The sequence below is a fragment of the Deinococcus sp. LM3 genome (assembly GCF_002017875.1).
Lineage (GTDB): Bacteria > Deinococcota > Deinococci > Deinococcales > Deinococcaceae > Deinococcus.
In genome coordinates this window covers 3,032,865-3,051,261 of sequence record NZ_MUFV01000001.1, presented here as the reverse complement: position 1 = coordinate 3,051,261, position 18,397 = coordinate 3,032,865, and the positions used below count along the sequence as shown (strand labels likewise).

Sequence of the window (18,397 nt, the reverse complement as noted above, 5' to 3'; positions counted from 1 at the left end):
CGAGGATCTGATCAAGACCGCGCACATCAGCCGCGACCTGGGCTTCAAGGGCGTCAAGGTGTACATGATGATCGGCCTCGGCCCCGAGAACGACGACGACATCACGGAACTGATCTCGTTCACCAAGGAACTCGCCGGGATCAACCGCATCGCGCTGGGCATCAGCCCCTTCGTGCCCAAAACGCCACACGCCGCACTTCGCGGACCCCTTCGCGGGGCGTGCAGGTCATCGAGAAACGCATGAAACGCATCCAGAAGGAACTGCGGACCACCGCCGAACTCCGCAACGTGTCCGCCAAGTGGGCCTGGGTGGAAAGCGTGATCGCGCGCGGCGGCCCGGAGGTCGGCATGGCCGCCTACCAGATCTACCGCAACGAGAGCATCGGCGCGTGGAAGAAAGCCCTGGACGAGGTCGGCTGGAGCGACGAATTCGAGACGAACGCCCCCGCCATCGACCTGCCGCCCGGCCAGTACGAGAGCAAGGACGTCAGCGCCCACGCGCAGGGCCTCGCCATCTGATACAGACTCCGATTGAATGGCTTGCAAAGCGTTCAATCCGGGCGGAGTGATCAGCAACAGGGAGCGGCGGCAGGGGATATTCCTTGCCGCCGCTCCCTGTTGCTGGTGGTCAGCTGCTCGCGGCGGGACGGGCGGGACGGGTCAGCCACGCGGCGATGGGCGCGTCGAAGCGGGCCAGGACCGGGCCGATCAGGGCGGTCAGCAGCACGTACACGGCGGCCAGCGGCCCCAGTTGCGGCGCGAGCCCCAGGCCCAGGCCCGCGATCAGGATGCTGAACTCGCCGCGTGCGATCAGGGTCGCTCCGGCGCGGACGCGGCCGCGTGTCTGCACGCCTGCGCGGGCCGCGCCGATCCAGCCGACCGCGAACTTGGTGGCGGCGGTCACGACGGCCAGCAGCGTGGCGGCCAGCAGCACGTCCGGCACCTCCGCGAGGTTCAGTTGCAGGCCGAAGAACACGAAGAACACGGCGGCGAACAGGTCCCGCAGCGGCTCGATCTGCCGCCGGGCGCGGTCGGCGACCTCGCCGGACAGCGCGATGCCCACCAGGAACGCGCCGATGGCGGCGCTGACCTTCAGCAGGTCGGCGGCGCCGGCCACGACCAGCACCAGTCCCAGCACGCCCAGCAGCAGCGCCTCGTCGCTGGGGACGTTCAGCGCGCGGCTCAGGAGGTGCCCGTACCGCAACGCCAGGAAGAAGGTCAGGGCGAACACGCCCAGCGCCACGGTCAGGTTCACGCCGATGGCGACCAGCGTGCCGCCCAGCAGCAGCGCCGCCACGACCGGCAGGTACACGGCCATGGCGACGTCCTCCAGCACGCACACGCCCAGGATGACCGGCGTCTCGCGGTTCCCGAGTCGGCCCAGGTCCGACAGGACCTTGCTGGCGATGCCGCTGCTGGTCAGGTACGTCACGCCGCCCAGCAGCACGCAGGCCATGGGGGGCAGGCCCAGCAGCCACCCGGCGATCAGGCCCGGCGGGAAGTTCAGGGCGAGATCCAGCGCGCCGATGTTCCGCTGCTTGCTCAGGCTCTCGCGGAGTTCTGACTGGTGAATTCCAGGCCAGCGTGAACAGCAGCAGCACCGCGCCGATCTCGGCGCCCACGTGAATGAATTCCTCCGGGGCGCGGCCCAGGTGCATGAACGCGCCCAGCCCCACGCCCGCCAACAGGTACAGCGGGATGGGTGTGATGCCCAGCCGCCCGGCCGCGCGGCCCACCAGCGCCAGCGCCAGGATGACCACCCGAGTTCCAGGAACAGTTGACCTAACGGCACGCGCCCCCCGTGCGGGCGGGTGGGGAGGCGGTCACGGGGTGCCGCGCAGCAGCGCGGCCGCCTGCCGGATGCCGGGCGCGGTGCCCACCACGACCACCACGTCGCCGCGCTCGAAGGTCAGTTCCGGTCCCGGCGCGGGACGGCCTGCTGGCCGCGCATGACCGCCACGATGGACGTGCCGGTGCGGGTGCGCATCATGGTGCTGCCCAGCAGCTCTCCCACGAAGGGGCTGGTGTCGGGCAGCGGTAGCCAGTCCATGGCGAGTCCTGGATGTCCTGCATGGAGGTTTCCAGGCGGCGCGTGACGGCGCTGCCGCCCAGCAGGTCCGCCACGGCCTCGGCCTCGTCGTCGGCCAGGACGATGCTCTCGGCGCAGGCGTCCGGGTCGTCGCGGCGGGCGACGAAGATCTCGCGCCGCCCGTCGCGGTGGGTGATGACGCCCACGCGTTTGCCGGAGCGGCTGTCGAAGTCGTAGCGCATGCCCACGCCGGGCAGCGGAGTCTCGTCGAGTTTCACCATGCGGCCCATGATAGGGCAGGGGGTGTCATACGGACTCCGATTGAATGGGCTGCAAAGCCCGTTCAATTCCGAGCGAAGCGAGTGGGAGAGAAACGGGTTCCGGACGTGAAGCTGACAAGCCGGCGATGTTCCGGGTTGTCGGCGAAACAAACGGAATCCGTATCAGGCGCGCAGGTAGGCGGTCACTTCACGCTGCCCAGGAACGCCGCCTGGTTGCGGTAGAAGGTCTTCACGTCCCGGAACGACAGGTTGCCCGTGATGTCGATGTGGTCGTACCCGCTGACGCGGCCCAGGCGATACCAGCTTCCGGGCGTGGTGGCCTGCCCGGTGTACGCGGCGCTGCCCTGGCTGGTCGGGGCGTTCATGGACGTGTTCGGGACGATCCCGTCGTTCGCCCACCACGCGCTGCTGTACGTGACGGCCCCGCCGGGGCTGCGGCCACTGACGTTCCCAGCCCAGGCTTCAGCGGCCACGCGTGGGGGTAAGCGATGGGTTGCAGGACGGCGTTCATGGTGGGGTTGGGGTAGTGCCAGCCGCTGAGCAGGCCGGGCGTGCTGGCGTTCGTCTCCCACGAGAAGTACCGCGTGGTGCGGCTGCGGCCCGCGTAGGCGTTCAGGGCGGCCGCGCCGTCCGGGCTCAGGTCGTACGCCGCCTGATCGCGGGTGTTCCAGATGCCGGAGTTGAACACGCGGGTGTTGTACGTGGTGAAACTCTCGCCCGGCGCGCGGCTCAGACCCCACTGGCCCAGGTCGAAGTTGTACACGAAGTTCTGCGGGTCGAGCCCGCCGACGCTGCCCGCGAACGCCAGGATCAGGTTCTTGAACATGGGCACGGCGTCCTGCAACGTGTCGGCGGCGGGACTGCCGTTGTTGGGGCTGCTGACCGTCATGACGCTGCGCACCCACCCGGCGCGGCCTCCGGCGAACAGGCCGCCGCTGGCGCGGTTGGCGGCGTCCCCGTCGTCCAGCAGTTTCACGAGCACCCGCGCGGTCTGCCCGCCATCGAGTGCCCCAGCAGGTTCACCGGGTGCTGCGCGTCCCACTGCGGGTAGAAGCCGGGGTAGCACTTGGCGGTGTCCGTGCGGGCGTGCCTGTGCGTGGCGGCGTGCGCCGCGCCGTAGTCCACGCAGCCACCCTTGATCTGCGCGTACAGTTCGGCGGCGCGGTCCCAGTTGCTGCTGACCGGCCCCAGGCTGGCCGTGAACACGCTGTACCCCTGGCCGCGCAGGTCCTGCTGCACGTCGTTCAGGCCGCCCCAGTAGCGCAGGCCCAGCGCCTCGTCCCGTCCGAAGCCCCCAGGCCATGCACCAGGATCAGCGGCGTGCTCTTGTCCAGCGCCTGCGCGTTCAGCGGCGCGGGCAGGGCGGTATCGCGCAGGTCGGTGCGGGTGGGCGCGGCCGTCGCCTCGGGCGGGATGGGCACGGCCGCTGTCACCGGAACGGTGGTGGCGGCGGGGCCGGTGGGGGCGCCGCACGAGGCGAGCAGCAGCGCGGCGCTCAGGGCGGCCAGGACGGGGGTGCGGGCAGGCGTACGGTGCGGGGCATGGGACATGACGGCTCCTGGGCCACGGGCGGAGGCAGGCCCGCGCCGGGTGCCGGAACAGGACTGCTGAAGTCCGTTCACGCTGGAACGGACGGATCTGCCGCGGGTGGCAGCTGGGTTGTGGGTACGCTCCGCACAGTGACATACCGGGGCAGCGGTTGACTTGACTGGGGTTCATTTTTGAACTGCACCCTTCCCACCCCTTCCTGGCGTTTGCAAACAATTCAGCCTGAAATCCAGTCAATCTCACGCCGACCCTGGCCGGATGCGGCATGATGGGGCGCATGACGAACCCCACCCCCCGCCCGCAGACCATGGCGGAAAAGATCCTCTCCGACGCGGCACGCAGGTTGTGTACGCCGGCGACCTCGCGGTCGTCGAGGTCGATCAGGTCATGGTCGTGGACTCCATCGCCCAGAGCTTCATCCAGCGCATGGGGCAGGACCTGAACGCCACGCCCAGATACCCCGAGCGGGTCAGTATCGTCATCGATCACGTTGCCCCCGCGAGCACCGTCAGCGTGGCGCAGGCGCAGAAGGAAGCACGCGAGTACGCCGCGCAGACCGGCGTGCGCCTGTTCGACGTGGGGCGCGGCATCTGCCATCAGGTGCTGATGGAGGAAGGACTGGCCCGGCCCGGCTGGATCGTGCTGGGCAGCGACAGCCACTCCACCACGTACGGCGCGGTCGCCGCGTTCGGGACCGGCATGGGCGCCACCGACATCGCCCTGGCCGCCGCCAGCGGCAAGACCTGGCTGAAAGTCCCCGAGAGCGTGAAAGTCACCTTCACCGGCGACCTCAGAGCGGGCGTGAGTGCCAAGGACGTCGCCCTGGAGATGATCCGCCGCCTCGGCGCGGACGGCGCGACCTACCAGAGCATCGAGATGCACGCCGGGGACCGCTTCACGCGCGGCGAACGCATGACCCTGGCGAACCTCTGCGTCGAGGCCGGAGCGAAGGTCGGACTGGTCGTGCCCGGCGGCGAGATCCTCACCGCGTACGGCTACGACATCCCCGACTGGGTGTACCCCGACGACGGCGCCACGTACGTGCAGAGCATCGAGATCGACCTGGGCACCCTGAACCCCCGCATGAGCGCCCCCAACGAGGTCGACAACGTGTTCGACGTGGCCGACCTGCGCGAACAGCTGCGCGACCAGCACGTGGATCAGGTGTTCATCGGCACCTGCACGAACGGCCGCATCGAGGACCTGCACGCCGCCGCCGACGTCCTGCGCGGACGGCGCGTCGCCCCCGGCACGCGACTGCTCGTCATTCCGGCCAGCAGTCAGGTCATGGAGGACGCCATGGCCGACGGCACCCTCCTGACCCTGCAACGCGCCGGAGCGGTGCTGGGAACGCCTGGCTGCGGGCCGTGCATGGGCCGCCACCAGGGCGTGCTGGCCCCCGGCGAGGTCTGCGTCAGCACCAGTAACCGCAACTTCATCGGGCGGATGGGCGACAAGGACGCCCGCATCTACCTCGCGTCGCCCGCCGTGGCCGCCGCGACCGCCGTCATGGGCCGCGTCGCACTGCCAGAGGACGTGCTGTCCACCCCGGTACCCGCGTGAACGTCCGGCTGGATCACTGCGTGCTGCACGTCTCCGACTGGGCGCGTTCGAACGAGTTCTACGCGCGGGTGCTGGGGGCCGAGGTCATCCCACGCGCTCAGGGCTTCGCGTACCGCTTCGGGGCGCAGCAGCTGAACCTGCACGGGCCGGGCCTGAGTCCGCAGCCGCTGGCGCGCGTGCCGGTCGCGCCGGGTGGCAGTGACTTGTGCTTCGTGTGGGACGGCCCGGTCAGCGGGGCCGCCGCGCACCTGAGTGCGTGTGGCGTGCCGGTGGAACTGGGCCCGGTGGCCCGCGCGGGCGCGCAGGGTGACGGCCTCAGTGTGTACTTCCGCGATCCGGATGGGTCGCTGCTGGAATTCATCAGTTACGAACAAGCGTACGAGCAAGAGGGGGCCTGAGATGGCGAGAATCTGGAAATTTGGTGACAGTGTGAACACGGACGACATCCTGCCGGGCAAGTTCGCGCCGTTCATGGCGGGCGAGGACGTGTTTCAGACTTTCGCGTTCCATTACATCCGCCCGGAGTTCGCCGCGTCCGTGCAGCCCGGCGACGTGCTGATCGGGGGGCGCAACTGGGGGCTGGGCAGCAGCCGCGAGTACGCCCCGCAGGCGCTGAAGAAGTTGCAGGTGGGCGGGATCGTCGCGCCGAGTTTCGCGCGCATTCATTACCGCAACCTGCTGAACCTGGGCATCCCGGCGTTCGAGTTCGACCTGACCGGGCTGCTGGAGGACGGCGCGGACGTGTCGCTGGACGTGCCCACCGGCGTGCTGACGCATGCGGGCGGGACGGTGCAGTTGCCGCCGCCACCGGAGTTCCTGCGCGAGGCTCTGGCGGAGGGGAGCATCCTGGCGTTCTTCAAGAAGCATGGGCGTTTTCCCGGCGAGCCCGCCTGAACCGGGGGCCCTACACTGGGGGCATGGCGACCCTGGAGATTGAATGCCCCGTGTGTGCGGAAGTGCTGGAACTGACCGACGAGGACCGTGCGGAGCTGATGGTGGGGGACGTCATCGTGTGCGACTCCTGCCATTCGGAGATGGAAGTGACCCGCAACGGTGAGGGCGAGGACTTCGATCTGGAGCTGCTGGGTGAGATGACGACCTGCCCGAATTGCGGTGAGGAGTTCGAGGTGACCGAGGACATGCTGGGGGCCGCGCCGGTGCAGGTGCTGGACGGTGTGGAGGTCAGCGTGGTGTCGTGTCCGCACTGCAAGGGTCTGGTGGCGCTGGAGTTGATGGACGACCCGGACGTGATCTGAGCGCAAGGTTTCTACCACCTGCCTAGGCAATTGCGAACGCCATAAATTAGGTGCGTTAACCTACCAAACGTAAGGAGTGAATATGGCTACCATTCAATTTGAAAACCCCGATACCGGCGCGACCATCGAACTGACCAACCCCGAACTCGGCGAACTCGTCACCGACGACGAAACCGGCGTGGAATACGAGGTCGTGTCCATCGAACCGCCCCGCCTCGAAGCCGCCCCGCAGGAAGCGGAGGACTGGGGAGAGTGACCCCGCCAGGGCACGCGGTCAGGCCGTTCCACCGGAACACCTGACCGCGCTCCCTTGCAGGGCCACCCACCCCGGACACCCCCATGGCAGACCTCGCCGTCCTGTACGACCGCATCCGCCCCGACGAGAAAATGCTCTTCGAGGCCCTCGACGACCTCGGCGTGCCCTACGACAAGGTTTACGCGCCGCAACTGACCGTCACCTTCGACGAGCAGGGCCGCGCCGCCGTGCCCTGGAAGGTCGCCATCGAACGCTGCGTCAGCCAGAGCCGCGGCCACGGCGTGACCCGCGCCCTCGAAGGCTTCGGCGTGAAGGTCATCAACCCCGCGCACGTCATCGAACTGTGCGGCGACAAACTCGCCACGAACGCCGCCCTGCACGCCCACGGCCTGCCCACCCCCCGTACCGGCGTGGCCTTCGACGGCGACGCGGCCCTGCAACTCATCGAGGAGATGGGCTACCCGGTCGTCCTGAAACCCACCGTCGGCTCGTGGGGCCGCATGGTCAGCCGCCTGAACGACCGCGCCGCCGCCGAGGCCGTCATCGAGCACAAGGAAGTGCTGGGCGGGCCGCAGCACGGCATCTTCTACGTGCAGGAACTCATCAACAAACCCGGCCGTGACATCCGCGCGTTCGTGGTGGGCGGCGAGTGCATCGGCGCGATCTACCGCACCAGCGAACACTGGATCACGAACACCGCGCGCGGCGCCAGGGCCAGCAACTGCCCCGTCACGCCCGAGATGGCCGACCTGGCCGTGCGGGCCGCCGCCGCCGTCCACGGCCAGATCGTCGCCATCGACCTCGTCGAGGACCCGGGTGCCCAGAACGAGTGGGGCGGCCTGAAGATCATCGAGATCAATCACACCATGGAATTCAAGAACTCCGTGGCGACCACCGGCGTGAACATCCCGCGCCGGATGGGCGAGTACGCCATCAGCCTGCTGTAACCGGCTGCAAAGAGAGAGGCCCGGTGTGCCGATCACCGGGCCTCTCTTCTGGTTGCGTCACCTCTGTGTGGGTCAGTCCAGCACGTCGATGCCGGTGGCCCGCACGCGCTCGCGCACGTCCTTGAGGCCCTCGCCGCTGACGCGCATCACGAAACGGCGCCGGCCGTTCTCGCCGCCGTACGTGGCGACGCTGATGATGTTGCTCGGCAGGATCGCCCCGGTCGCGCGTTCCAGGCTGCCCGGCACGTCCGGCATGTCCAGCGTCAGGCGCTGCCCGCCCTCGCGCATGCCCAGGATGCCCGTGAAGGCCCGCAGGACATCCATGGTCGTGATGATCCCACTCAGGCGGCCCGCGTCGTTCAGGACCGGCAGGCCCCCCACGTGATGCTCCTGCATGCGCAGCGCCGCGTCCTCCATGTACTCGCCCTCGGCGGCCGTGATGACCGGGCGGGCCATCATCTCCTCGACCGTCAGTTTGCTCAGCAGGTAATTCAGTTCCCAGACGCTCAGGGTCGTGGCCTTGCTGGGCATGGCGTCTTTCAGGTCCTTGCGGGTCGTGATGCCGACCAGCCGCTCGCCCTCCATGACCGGCAGGCGGCGGAACCCACCCTCTTTCAGCAGTTTCAGGGCGTCCATGACGGGCGTGTCGGGAGTCACGGTGGTCGGATTACGGGTCATCCAGTCGCGAACGAGCATACGCGCAGTGTACAGGTGACCCGGCCCGGCACACGTCCCGCCTGCCTGCGTACAGCCCCACGAACGGGGGATGGAAAGGAGGTGTGAACCGGGTCAGCTGACCTTCATTCGGCTCAGAAAGGCGCGTGATACGTTGCGCGACATGAAGATCAACGCCAAGATCCTGGCCCCCCTGGCCCTCGCGGCCGCCTACGGCCTCGGTACCGTCGCGCCCCACGCGCAGACCACCCCCCAGAAGGTCGGGTTCGTGGACGTTTCCAAACTCCTGGCCGCCCACCCCGGCGACAAGGAAATCCAGGCCATTCAGAAGAAAGCCGACGATGAACTCACGGCGCTCGACAAGCAGGTCAAGGCCATCGATGCCAAGGGCGCGAACGCCTCGGCCGCCGAGAAACAGACCCGCGAGCAGCTGGTCACCACCATCCGCAGCAAGGCCGACGCCTACGACAAGCAGCTGGCCCCGAAGATCGCCGTGGTCGAGAAGGCCGTGGACACCGCCATCAACACCGTCGCCAAGAGCAACGGCTTCTCGATCGTCATGGACCGCGACGTGGCCGCCAAGAGCGGACTGGTCATCTACGCCGACCCCACCAGCGAACTGACCGACGCGGTCGCCAAGTCCGTCAAGTAATACGGACTCCGATTGAATGGGCTGCAAAGACCGTTCAATCCGAGCGGATGCGACTCGTAGAGCTGCCCCGCAGAGTGGGAGAGAAACGGGTTCCGGACGTGGAGTTAGCAACCTGGCGCCCTTCCGGGTTGTCAACGAAACAAACGGAATCCGTATAAGCCCGCCTCCGCGCGATCACCCCTGACCCGAAGCTGGCCCCGCGCGGTACTCGCTGCGGGGCCGGCTCCGTCACCACCGGCTTCCTGCCGGGCCAGGAGAACTTCCCTTGAACCGATTCATGCTCCTCCTCCCGCTCGCCCTGCTGACCACCGTCCCGCACGCCCAGCAGAGCAAGAACCGCGTCGGCATCCTGAACGTCCAGACGGTCGTGAAGGGCATGCCCGGCGCGCAGGCCTACCTGGACCTGAACGCCAGGGCCAGCAGCGACCTCGCCGCGAAGCAGAAGAACATCCAGGCGCTCGCGGCGAAGGCCAGCACCGCCGCCGACCGCGCCGCCCTCACCAAGGCGCAGCAGGCGTACGCGGCCGCCCGCACCGACTACGCCAAACGCATCGACGCGGCCTTCAAACCGCTGGGCACCAAGATGAACGCCGCCGTCGCCAAGGTCGCCCGCGCCAACGGCTACACCGTCGTCCTGGACGAACGGGTCGCCGCGCAGACCAGCCTGATCGTGTACGCCAACGAGGGCGCCACGAACCTGAACAACGCCGTCCTCAAAGAACTGAAGTAAACGGCGGGAATCACCTCACAGAACAGACTCCGGAAGGCGGGCAGCTGCCCCTCTTCCGGAGTCCGTTCTGTGATCATGTCTGACCCGATGTGGTCAGGGCGCGCAGCCGATCAGAGTCGGACGGTTTCGTTCTCGCCCATGTCGGGCTTCCCACCGACCAGTCCCTTCGCGAACGCCAGCAGGCTGCGGATCTTGCCGTTGCCTTCCCAGTACTCGGCGCCGTTCGCGTGAATCTGGATCAGCTGGATGTTCGGGTCTTCCTTGCCCTGCGGGAAGTACGTCTGGTAGAAGTCACTCCAGAGTTCATCGAGTTTCGCGCGGTTCTCGACCAGTTGCGCGGTGCCGTTCACGCTGACGTACACGCCCTTGTCGGGGCTGGAGTAACTGACGTTCACCTGGGGGCGGGCCGCCATGTTCTGCACCTGCTCGGTGTCCTTGCCGCCGATGAACCAGATGTCACCGTCGAACTCGACCTGCTGCGTGGTCATGGGGTGGGCGTGCAGGTGACCGTCGGCGGTCTGCACGGTCAGCATGGCGAAGTGGACTTCCTTGATCATGGCGGCCAGCGTCTTGATGGAGTCCGTGCGGGCGGTATCGGATTGCGCGGTATCGGATTGAGTCATGGGTTCACCCTGTCACGCGCCCGCCGCGCCGAACTGAAATGAGAGGCACCGTGTGAACAGCTTCGTAACCCGTTCTGAAGGAACCCTGCACGCTCCGTGAGGAACAACCGGACACCCCGCACCAGGGCCAACCATGGGAACGGCCCGGACCTCTGGCGTCCGGGCCGCGCACTTCCGCTACTCATACGGACTCCGATTGAATGGACTGCAAAGACCGTTCAATCCGAGCGGATGCGAGAAGGAGAGAAACGGGTTCCGGACGTGGAGCCGGCAATCCGGTGAAGTTCCGGATTGTCGGCGAAACAAACGGAACCCGTATCAGCAGAGGTGACGCTCAGGCAGGCAGGTGCTGACCTTTCGGGCGGGTGTCCGGCACGTTGCGGACCAGCAGTACGCCCAGGATGAAGAAGGCGGCGGCCACGCCGAACACCAGCGTGTACCCCAGGTTGCCGCCCTGCGCGTTCCCCCAGTCGAGCAGCGCGCCCTGCGGCCCCCCGATGAACTGCGGAGCCACGAACGCCACGTGCCAGATGCCCATGTCCCGCGCGAAGCTGGTGTCGCTGGGCATGGCGTCGCTGCCCAGCGCCCAGTCCACGCTGGTGAACGCGCCGAAGCCCAGACCGAACACGACGGCCAGCAGCAGCGCTGCCCCGAAACCCGGCACGACCAGCAGCAGCAGCGCGGCGGCCGCCATGGTCGTCCCGGCGACGTAGATGACGGGTTTACGGCCCACGCGGTCACTGATGCGCCCGCCGATCAGGGCGGACACGATGCTCGCCACGATGATGCACGCCAGCATGATCGAGTTCGACGTGGCCGGGTCCTTCTGGCCCAGCACGTCGGCGTTGTAGTACTGCAAGAAGGGCTGCACCGAGTACTGCCCCAGCGCGAACAGGACGCGCGTGACGAACACCCACAGGAACGGCCGGTACGCGAACAGCGACTGCCACGGCGCGGGCCGGGTGCCGGCCGGGGCGGGGCGGGCGTCGTCCGGAACGCCGCGCATCGTCACGAGCGCCGGCACCAGCAGGAACACCGCGATCAGCACGAACGACACCATGGACGGCAACCCCAGCGTCCCGACCACGAAGGCACTGACCGCGCCCAGCAGCTGCCCCGCCGCCTGGAGCATGCCCATCACGCCGCTGTACCGGCCGCGCTGCTCGGTCGGCACGAGCTGCGGAATCAGGGCCGAGTACGGCGCGGTGGCGTAGTTGTTGCCGAACTGCACGAGCAGGAACCCCAGCACGTACACCCAGAAGCCGGTCATGCCACTCAGCAGGGTCACGGCGGCCCCCATGACGGCCAGACCCGCGATGTTCACGCCCACGCCCAGCCGCAGGTACGGCACGCGCCGCCCGGTGCGGTCGCTGTGCGCGCCCACCAGCGGCGGAATGACGAGCGCCATGACCGCGCCGATGGCGGTCAGCGCGCCCACGTACGTGCCCTTGCGGTCCGGGCCGACGAATTCGAGGACGTTGGCGGGCATCAGGACCAGCAGCAGCAGCAGCCAGTGGAAGGCCGTGCCGAACCAGAACGCGGACAGCACCCACGGGCTCACGCGCGGGGCAGCAGGAGGGGAGGCAATCATGATGCGGCGAGTATACGGGCCGACCGCCCGGCGCTCATGCGCAAGCGGGCAGGCCGGACGCGCCGGGCCTTCAGGGTGTGTCCGGCAGGGCGTCCCAGTACGCCTGCAGGTCCGGGGCGAGCGGCACCTCGGCCACGACCTGCGTGCCCGCCCACGGGAACGCGATGCGCGCGGCGTGCAGCGCCTGACGCGCCAGCCCCAGCCGCGCCGTGAGTTCCGGCGTCTGCCCGGTCTCCATGAACGTCAGGAACACGCCGGGATCGCGGCCGTAGATCTTGTCGCCCACCATCGGCAGGCCCAGGTGCGACAGGTGCGCGCGGATCTGGTGCAGGCGGCCGCTGCGCGGGTACGCCTCGATCAGGGCGTGACCGGCGCGGCGGGCCACCACCCGGAAGTCCGTCACGGCGGGCCGTCCGTCCGGCACGACCCCCTGCCGGATGCTGACGCGGTTCGCGCCGCCCAGCCCCAGGTCGCCCAGCGGGGCGTCCAGCGTGCGCCGTTCCCAGTCGGGGGTACCGTGCACGATCGACAGGTACGTCTTGCCGACCAGATGCGTCTTGAACAGCGTGAAGAACCGCTGCGCGGCCTCGCGGTCGCGGGTCAGGACCTGCGCGCCGCTCGTCTCGCGGTCCAGGCGGTGCGGCGGCGCGAGGTCCGGCTCGCCGGTCGTGCGCTGCATGAACGTCAGCAGGTCCGGCACCTCCACCCGCGCCCGCACCGGGTGCGTGAGCCACAACGCCGGTTTGTGCACCACGTAGAAGTCCGGGTGTTCCAGGATCACGCGCGGGCGTTCCGTGGGCGGCAGGAGCGGCGCAGGCCGGGCCGGGCCGGGCGCGGTCACAGTTCCCACACGCTGGCGTAATCGCGCCCGGCCAGCCGCTGCGAGAGATCCACACCCCGGTCCACGGTGCGCGCCAGCCGCCCGCGCAGCCACTCGCCCGGCACGCCCGGTGCGTCCCAGTGCGCGGAGGTGGCGTACACGAAGTGCGGGTTCACCACGCAGCGGAAATCCACCATCAGGCCGAACGCGAACGCCCCGTGACTCAGGTACCCGTGGTCCAGCCCGCCGGACACCAGGAACGTGACGGGCCGGTCGAACCACGCGCCGTGCAGGCCGCGCGCCTCGTCGCTGCTGCCCGTCAGTTCCACCAGGGCTTTCGCTCCGGACCCCAGGCCCCAGTTGTACACGGGCACGCCCAGGAACACGCCGTCCGCGCCCGCCACGGCCGCGTGGTACCGCGCGGCGTTCGGGTGGTCGTAACAGCCCCCGGCTCCCTGCACGTTGTCGAAGGGCGGGAGCGGATCGGTCCGCAGGTCGAGGAACGTGACCTCGTGTCCCTGCGCCCGCAACTGCGCGGCGGCCAGGGTGCACAGCCACGCGCTGCGGCTTTCCGGGTCGAGACTGGTGGACAGAACCGTGAACTTCACGCCCCAGAGCGTAGTGCATGAGGCGCTGTCCATCTGTGCCGGGCTGTCTGTGTGTGCCGCGTCTGTGCCCGCCGGGTCAGCGGGCCGCGTCCTCCAGCCGCCGCAGGTGCTCGATACGGGCGTCCGTGCCGGGGTGGGTGTTCAGCAGGTCCGGCAGGCCGCCCGCACCTCCCTGGGCCGACTCCAGGCGGGCCAGGATCGTCTGAAGGGGCCGGGTGGTGCCGTACCGCTCCAGCAGGTAGCGGGCGGCGATCCGGTCGGACTGCGTCTCGGCGGCCCGCGAGTACCCGCCCTGCACCAGCGCGACCGGCACCGCCGCCGCGAACGTGGACGCGCTGACCACGTCCCCGGTCAGGGCTGTGACGATCAGGCCCAGGCCCAGCGCCTGGTACACGCTGGCCAGTCCGTGCCGCTGCGTGACGTGCCCCGCCTCGTGCGCCAGCACCCCGATCAGTTCCCGGTCACTGCGGCCCAGCTCGACCAGCTGATCGGTCATGACGACCGTGCCGTTCGGCAACGCGAACGCGTTCGCGCCCAGTCCGCTGCTTCCCGCCGGCTCGCCGTCACGCAGCAGCAGCCGGTACCCGTACCCGCCGCCCGCCCAGGCACTCACGTCCCGGAAGGCGGCCTGCAGCTCGGCCTGCCGCGCGGCGCTCAGGCGGCTCGGCCCGACCAGTTCCTGCTGCTCCAGGACCGTCAGTGCCTCGCGGTCGAAGGTGGCCAGCACGCCCTGCGGGGTCACGGCCGCCGCCTGACGCGCCAGGACCGGCAGGCCGAAGGTCACGAAGCCCCACAGCAGCGCCCCGGTCACGGCGACCGCGCCCAGCGCCGCGCCCCAGCTGGCCTCCAGGCGGGCCACGCCGCCCAGCAGGCGGTTGCGTCCCTGCCGGGACTCCCAGTCGCGGACGGCGGCGTGGTCGGTGGTCTCGAACCGGCTGCCGTCCGGGAAGGACAGCGCGCGGCGCACGCCGGGCAGCGCCGGGTCCACGGTCACGTCGGCCGCGCGCCAGTGGTGGTCGGCGCGGCCCGGCAGGCGCAGCCGCGCGCCGTCCGGTCCCAGGTGCAGCGTGGCGGGGTGGTCGCGGCTGACCTGCCCGTCGAAGTACACGCCCGGCACCTCGGGCCAGGAGTCGCGGCCCGACATCCTCAGAACCCCAGCCCGATGTCGAGGAGTTCCGTGGCGGCCTCGCCCAGCGCCGACTCCGGACCACCCTGACGGCCCGCGAACTCGTCGAGCGGCACGATGGCCCGCACGGTCACGCCCTCCAGGAGGTAGCGGTTACGGCGGATGTCCGCCCAGGGGGTCGCGAGGCCCAGTGTCAGCACCTGCGCCACGCCGTTCGACACGGTGATCCACACGACCTGCCAGGGGTTGAAGGTCGCGCCCGTGCGGACCACGCCGCCCAGTTCGGCGTTGTTCAGCACGTACCGCATGGTCGCGGCCCGCACGTACTGCCACGCCACGCCGTTCATCGCCAGCAGGATCACGTACGCCACCACGACGAACAGCACGCCCAGCAAGCCCGCACTATTCCAGTTCAGGCTGTCCAGCTCGAAGCCCTGACTGGCCATCCACGCCACGAGCGCCACGCCCGCCGGAATGGCCAGCAGCAGCCCCGCCCCGACCAGCAGGCCCACGCCGACCAGCGCGATCAGGTACATGGGCGCCACGTCCCCCCGGAACAGGCCGCGCGCCGACCCGTACCGCAGGTTGTTCAGCTGGTAGCGGCGCTGCATGAACCACGCCCACGGCAGCGCCAGACCCCCGGACACGGCCGCCGCCACGTTCGCCGCGCCGTACGCCACGTAGGCGTCCTGCACGCGGCCGTCAAAGTGAAAGCGCAGACCACGGTGCACGGTATTCACCGCCTGGAACCGCATGGACTGCGCCACCAGCCACGGGTACAACCCCAGGAACAGCAGGGCGATCAGGCCCGACACCCAGCCCAGGCTCTCGCTCTCGCTGGTCAGCACATAGGCCAGGAACAGCGCCCCCACCAGCAGGTAAGAGCGCAGCAGGCGGCGCGGATCGGCCCGGTACTCGAAGTTGTGACCGTCCACCCAGGTGTGCCCGTAGAAGTACTGCCGGTTGCGAACCCGCGCCCACGGCAGGTACAGGCCCAGCGTCACGACCGTCAGCGCCGAGTTCACGATCCACAGCCGGAAGTACTCGCCTGCCGACCCCGTGAACGACACCGGGTAGGCCGTGACGACCGGCGCGGCCTGCGGGCCGTCCGCCGCGTGCGTGCCTGCGGAAGGGCCGGTGCCAGAGCCTGTGTCAGGGCCGGTGCCAGAGCCGGTGTCAGGGCCTGTCGCGGGCGCGGCGGCGTGTCGTCCGAGGGGCGTGCCGGAGTCCGGGACGGCCGCCGGGCGGTCCTTGGACAGGGAGACGGGGTCGCTCATGTCCGCCATGCTACGGGCTGCGCGGCCGACGCGTGGACGCATCTGACGGACTCCGAACGGGTTGCAACAACCGTTCAATCCGAGCGGCAGCGAGTGGGAGCAGTCCGTACGAGTCGGCCGCGCCCGGAAACGCAAGCAGCGGACGACGACGCGTCCGCTGCACAGGTGAATCTCCGAATGGTGGGGGGGCTGAGCCGCAGGGGTGCTGTCCGCTCAGGCTCCGCAGGGGAGCCTCAGCCGGACGTTACCAGCGGCTGCCGCCGCGGTTGCCGCCCATGCCGCCGCCCACCGGAGCGGGCGCGGCGTTGGTGACGACCACGTTCTTGGCCTGCGGGCCCTTGCTGCCCTGGCCGGCCTCCACCTCGAACTCCACCTCGTCACCCTCGTTGAGCTTGCGGAAACCGCCGCTCTGGATGGCGCTGTAGTGCACGAACACGTCAGGGTTGCCCGGGTGCTCGATGAATCCGTAGCCTTTTTCAACGTTGAACCACTTCACTCGACCTTGAGCCATAACTCTCCTTGCATCTCAAGAATTCGCTGCCTGGTATCCCACCCTCTGGGTCAGACCCAACAGATGACGCGAATTTTAAGACCCCAGTATTATCGCATGACTCGCGCCGGGCGGTGTGCAGATTTGCGCCCCTGCCATCCCGCTGCCCGGCCCCGTCCCAGCGGGGCAGCGGCGCGGTGACAGCAGGGTCATGCTAGGCTGACACCCAGTTCAACGCCGCGTGTGTCACTGACGAAGCCCCCGGGCCCTGCGCCGCAGCGACCGTTACCGCACACGCGACCTTCCGGAGGAATACAGCATGCCGCGCTACGCCCTGGACGGGCACGTCCCCCACATTCACCCCACCGCGTTCATCGCGGCCAGCGCCGACATCATCGGTCAGGTCACGGTCGCGGCGCACGCCAGCGTCTGGTTCGGTGCCGTGCTGCGCGGCGACATCGAGGCCGTCACGGTCGGCCCGTCCTGCAACGTCCAGGACGGCGCGGTCCTGCACACCGACGCCGGCTGGCCCTGCATCCTGACCGATCACGTGACGGTCGGGCACCGCGCCATCGTGCACGGCGCCATCTGCGGCCCCGGCAGTCTGGTCGGCATGGGCGCGGTCATGCTCAGCGGCTCCAGTCTGGGCGCGGGCGCGGTCCTGGGGGCCGGCGCGGTGCTGCCCGAAGGGGTACACGTCCCGGACGGCATGCTGGCCGTCGGCATTCCCGCGCGGGTGGTCCGGCCCGCGCCGGGCGGCGGAAACGCGGCGCGGTACGTGCAGAACGCCGCCCGTTTCCGTCAGGGCCTGATCCTGCTGCCCGACGATGCGGACCGCACGGCCGCCCCGGACGCAGCGGCCGCCCCGGCGCTGGACGGAGAGTCCCGCGTACTCTCCCGCGTGGACGGCCTGTGACCGTGCCGGGCGCCCGGAGGGCCGCGTGAAGGAGAAACGTCGCGCCGGCCCCCGAGCCGCCCGCTCCGGCGAGCGTCCCGCAGAACCTGCCCCCGAATCCGGCGCCGAACCGACGGCCGGGCTGCCTACCGAACCGACGGCCGAACTGACCGCCGGGCCGACCCCCGAGGCCACCATGACCGAACCGACCGGAACCCCGCCCGGCCTGACGCCCGCCCCCACCGAACCGGCCGGGGAGGCCGTGCCGGAACTGCAGCCCATGTATCCGGGGGCCGCGCCGTTCCTGGCGCGCTTCCTGCCGCACGCGCCGCCCACGCACGCCGGGCTGGAGCAGTCGTTCTGCGACCTGCACGCGTTCCTGAAACACCTGCACGAGCAGGCGTGGTTCGGGTACCTGCACGCCACGCTGGGCGAGCAGAGTGCCTTCGCGCTGCTGTTCGAGGGCCGCGCCGTCACGGCCGCCGCCGCGACCGCCACGGGCGAGCAGGCGCTGGGAGAGCTGCTGAACCTGTACGAGCAGGGCGCCTCCCTGAGCGCCCACCCGCTCCCGGCGACCCTGGCGCACGTCCTGAGCGGCGTCGGGTCACGCGCCTGGAAGTTCAACCTGACCGAGGACTTCACCGGGCTGCACGCCCGCCCGACCGGCGCGATCTACTACCTGCGCGGCGAGATCATCGCCACGCTGCCCGCCACCCTCCCGTACGAGGGCGCGTTCCCCGCCCCGCTGCGGCCGCAGACGCTGATCCTGCCGCGCAGTCTGGCCGGCTGGGCGCACCACCAGTACACCATGACGCTGCGCGGCCGGGACGCCCTGAACGCCATCACGGGCCTGCACCAGACCTTCCGCGCGCAGCACGGCCCGGCCGGACTGGCCTTCCTGCGCGCGCTGGGCGAGAACCTGTCGCCCGCCGAGTACGCCCTGCGCACCGACGTGGCCCTGCACGACCTCGAGGCGATGGTGCAGGACTTCGTCAAGAGCGGCTACGTCCGCGAAGCCTGACCGGAAACC

22 protein-coding genes and 3 pseudogenes are annotated in these 18,397 nt (G+C 69.6%); 11 read left to right on the top strand and 14 right to left on the bottom strand.

Features of this window, described 5'->3' with window-relative positions; genetic code table 11:
* Nucleotides 1–519: pseudogene (locus BXU09_RS22125) on the top strand (radical SAM protein); the annotation flags it as partial.
* A 109-nt stretch (nt 520–628) separates the two neighbouring features.
* Here BXU09_RS22125 and BXU09_RS14370 read toward each other — a convergent pair.
* The 6 genes and pseudogenes from BXU09_RS14370 to BXU09_RS21540 form a co-directional block, all read right to left on the bottom strand.
* Nucleotides 629–1,736, bottom strand: a pseudogene (locus BXU09_RS14370) (cation:proton antiporter).
* Nucleotides 1,737–1,986: 250 nt separating this feature from the next.
* Nucleotides 1,987–2,310, bottom strand: a complete 324-nt coding sequence (locus BXU09_RS14365; RefSeq protein ID WP_240501283.1) for a hypothetical protein — start codon at nt 2,308–2,310, stop codon at nt 1,987–1,989.
* A gap of 182 nt (nt 2,311–2,492) precedes the next feature.
* Nucleotides 2,493–2,675, bottom strand: coding sequence for a hypothetical protein (locus BXU09_RS21555; RefSeq protein ID WP_240501282.1), 183 nt, complete (start codon nt 2,673–2,675; stop codon nt 2,493–2,495).
* Complete coding sequence (locus BXU09_RS21550) at nt 2,672–3,286, bottom strand: hypothetical protein (protein WP_240501280.1); 615 nt, start codon at nt 3,284–3,286, stop codon at nt 2,672–2,674. The genes BXU09_RS21555 and BXU09_RS21550 overlap by 4 nt, the downstream gene beginning before the upstream one ends.
* Complete coding sequence (locus BXU09_RS21545) at nt 3,283–3,549, bottom strand: hypothetical protein (RefSeq protein ID WP_240501278.1); 267 nt, start codon at nt 3,547–3,549, stop codon at nt 3,283–3,285. Before BXU09_RS21545 ends, BXU09_RS21550 begins: the two co-directional genes overlap by 4 nt.
* A 5-nt stretch (nt 3,550–3,554) precedes the next feature.
* Nucleotides 3,555–3,860: a hypothetical protein gene (locus BXU09_RS21540; protein WP_240501276.1), complete on the bottom strand. Its 306-nt coding sequence runs from the start codon at nt 3,858–3,860 to the stop codon at nt 3,555–3,557.
* A gap of 275 nt (nt 3,861–4,135) precedes the next feature.
* Here BXU09_RS21540 and BXU09_RS14355 point away from each other — a divergent pair.
* The 6 genes and pseudogenes from BXU09_RS14355 to lysX all read left to right on the top strand — a co-directional run bounded on the left by BXU09_RS14355 (nt 4,136) and on the right by lysX (nt 7,880).
* Nucleotides 4,136–5,421: pseudogene (locus BXU09_RS14355) on the top strand (3-isopropylmalate dehydratase large subunit).
* Nucleotides 5,418–5,819, top strand: a complete 402-nt coding sequence (locus BXU09_RS14350; protein WP_078299309.1) for a VOC family protein — start codon at nt 5,418–5,420, stop codon at nt 5,817–5,819. Before BXU09_RS14355 ends, BXU09_RS14350 begins: the two are co-directional and overlap by 4 nt.
* A gap of 1 nt (nt 5,820) precedes the next feature.
* Nucleotides 5,821–6,315, top strand: coding sequence for a homoaconitate hydratase (locus BXU09_RS14345; RefSeq protein ID WP_078299306.1), 495 nt, complete (start codon nt 5,821–5,823; stop codon nt 6,313–6,315).
* Between the two features lie 23 nt (nt 6,316–6,338).
* The gene (locus tag BXU09_RS14340) at nt 6,339–6,677 is read left to right on the top strand and encodes a hypothetical protein (RefSeq protein WP_078299303.1); all 339 of its coding nucleotides are present in this window, start codon (nt 6,339–6,341) and stop codon (nt 6,675–6,677) included.
* An 82-nt stretch (nt 6,678–6,759) separates the two neighbouring features.
* Nucleotides 6,760–6,933 carry a lysine biosynthesis protein LysW gene (gene lysW, locus BXU09_RS14335; RefSeq protein ID WP_078299300.1) on the top strand — a complete coding sequence of 58 codons (174 nt, stop codon included), beginning with the start codon at nt 6,760–6,762 and terminating at the stop codon, nt 6,931–6,933.
* A gap of 83 nt (nt 6,934–7,016) precedes the next feature.
* Nucleotides 7,017–7,880 (top strand): lysine biosynthesis protein LysX, encoded by an 864-nt coding sequence (lysX, locus tag BXU09_RS14330; RefSeq protein WP_078299297.1) that lies wholly within the window; start codon nt 7,017–7,019, stop codon nt 7,878–7,880.
* 72 nt (nt 7,881–7,952) lie between these two features.
* Here lysX and BXU09_RS14325 read toward each other — a convergent pair whose 3' ends face one another.
* A complete protein-coding gene (locus BXU09_RS14325) occupies nt 7,953–8,576 on the bottom strand; it encodes a CBS and ACT domain-containing protein (protein ID WP_055363034.1) in 624 nt (207 codons plus the stop codon).
* Nucleotides 8,577–8,718: 142 nt separating this feature from the next.
* Here BXU09_RS14325 and BXU09_RS14320 point away from each other — a divergent pair, with 142 nt between their 5' ends.
* Both BXU09_RS14320 and BXU09_RS14315 read left to right on the top strand, forming a co-directional pair.
* On the top strand, nt 8,719–9,207 hold the full coding sequence (locus tag BXU09_RS14320) for an OmpH family outer membrane protein (RefSeq protein WP_055363035.1): 489 nt from the start codon (nt 8,719–8,721) through the stop codon (nt 9,205–9,207).
* 265 nt (nt 9,208–9,472) lie between these two features.
* Nucleotides 9,473–9,937, top strand: coding sequence for an OmpH family outer membrane protein (locus BXU09_RS14315; protein ID WP_055363036.1), 465 nt, complete (start codon nt 9,473–9,475; stop codon nt 9,935–9,937).
* A gap of 110 nt (nt 9,938–10,047) precedes the next feature.
* Here BXU09_RS14315 and BXU09_RS14310 read toward each other — a convergent pair whose 3' ends face one another.
* From BXU09_RS14310 to BXU09_RS14280, 7 genes are all read right to left on the bottom strand, one after another.
* Nucleotides 10,048–10,560 (bottom strand): pyridoxamine 5'-phosphate oxidase family protein, encoded by a 513-nt coding sequence (locus BXU09_RS14310; protein WP_055363037.1) that lies wholly within the window; start codon nt 10,558–10,560, stop codon nt 10,048–10,050.
* Between the two features lie 334 nt (nt 10,561–10,894).
* Entirely contained in the window at nt 10,895–12,151 is a 1,257-nt protein-coding gene (locus BXU09_RS14305; protein WP_078299293.1) for an MFS transporter, read from the bottom strand.
* A 70-nt stretch (nt 12,152–12,221) separates the two neighbouring features.
* Nucleotides 12,222–12,992 (bottom strand): RluA family pseudouridine synthase, encoded by a 771-nt coding sequence (locus BXU09_RS14300; RefSeq protein ID WP_240501274.1) that lies wholly within the window; start codon nt 12,990–12,992, stop codon nt 12,222–12,224.
* Nucleotides 12,989–13,579, bottom strand: a complete 591-nt coding sequence (locus BXU09_RS14295) for an NADPH-dependent FMN reductase (RefSeq protein ID WP_078304451.1) — start codon at nt 13,577–13,579, stop codon at nt 12,989–12,991. The genes BXU09_RS14300 and BXU09_RS14295 overlap by 4 nt, the downstream gene beginning before the upstream one ends.
* A 76-nt stretch (nt 13,580–13,655) precedes the next feature.
* Nucleotides 13,656–14,723 (bottom strand): M48 family metallopeptidase, encoded by a 1,068-nt coding sequence (locus tag BXU09_RS14290; protein WP_078304449.1) that lies wholly within the window; start codon nt 14,721–14,723, stop codon nt 13,656–13,658.
* Between the two features lie 2 nt (nt 14,724–14,725).
* Nucleotides 14,726–15,982 (bottom strand): YjgN family protein, encoded by a 1,257-nt coding sequence (locus tag BXU09_RS14285; RefSeq protein WP_078304447.1) that lies wholly within the window; start codon nt 15,980–15,982, stop codon nt 14,726–14,728.
* A 244-nt stretch (nt 15,983–16,226) separates the two neighbouring features.
* Nucleotides 16,227–16,493 carry a cold shock domain-containing protein gene (locus tag BXU09_RS14280; RefSeq protein WP_055362996.1) on the bottom strand — a complete coding sequence of 89 codons (267 nt, stop codon included), beginning with the start codon at nt 16,491–16,493 and terminating at the stop codon, nt 16,227–16,229.
* A 298-nt stretch (nt 16,494–16,791) separates the two neighbouring features.
* Here BXU09_RS14280 and BXU09_RS14275 point away from each other — a divergent pair, with 298 nt between their 5' ends.
* A complete protein-coding gene (locus tag BXU09_RS14275) occupies nt 16,792–17,388 on the top strand; it encodes a gamma carbonic anhydrase family protein (RefSeq protein ID WP_144012133.1) in 597 nt (198 codons plus the stop codon).
* A gap of 25 nt (nt 17,389–17,413) precedes the next feature.
* Entirely contained in the window at nt 17,414–18,388 is a 975-nt protein-coding gene (locus BXU09_RS14270; protein ID WP_240501272.1) for a hypothetical protein, read from the top strand.
* Nucleotides 18,389–18,397: the final 9 nt, after the last annotated feature.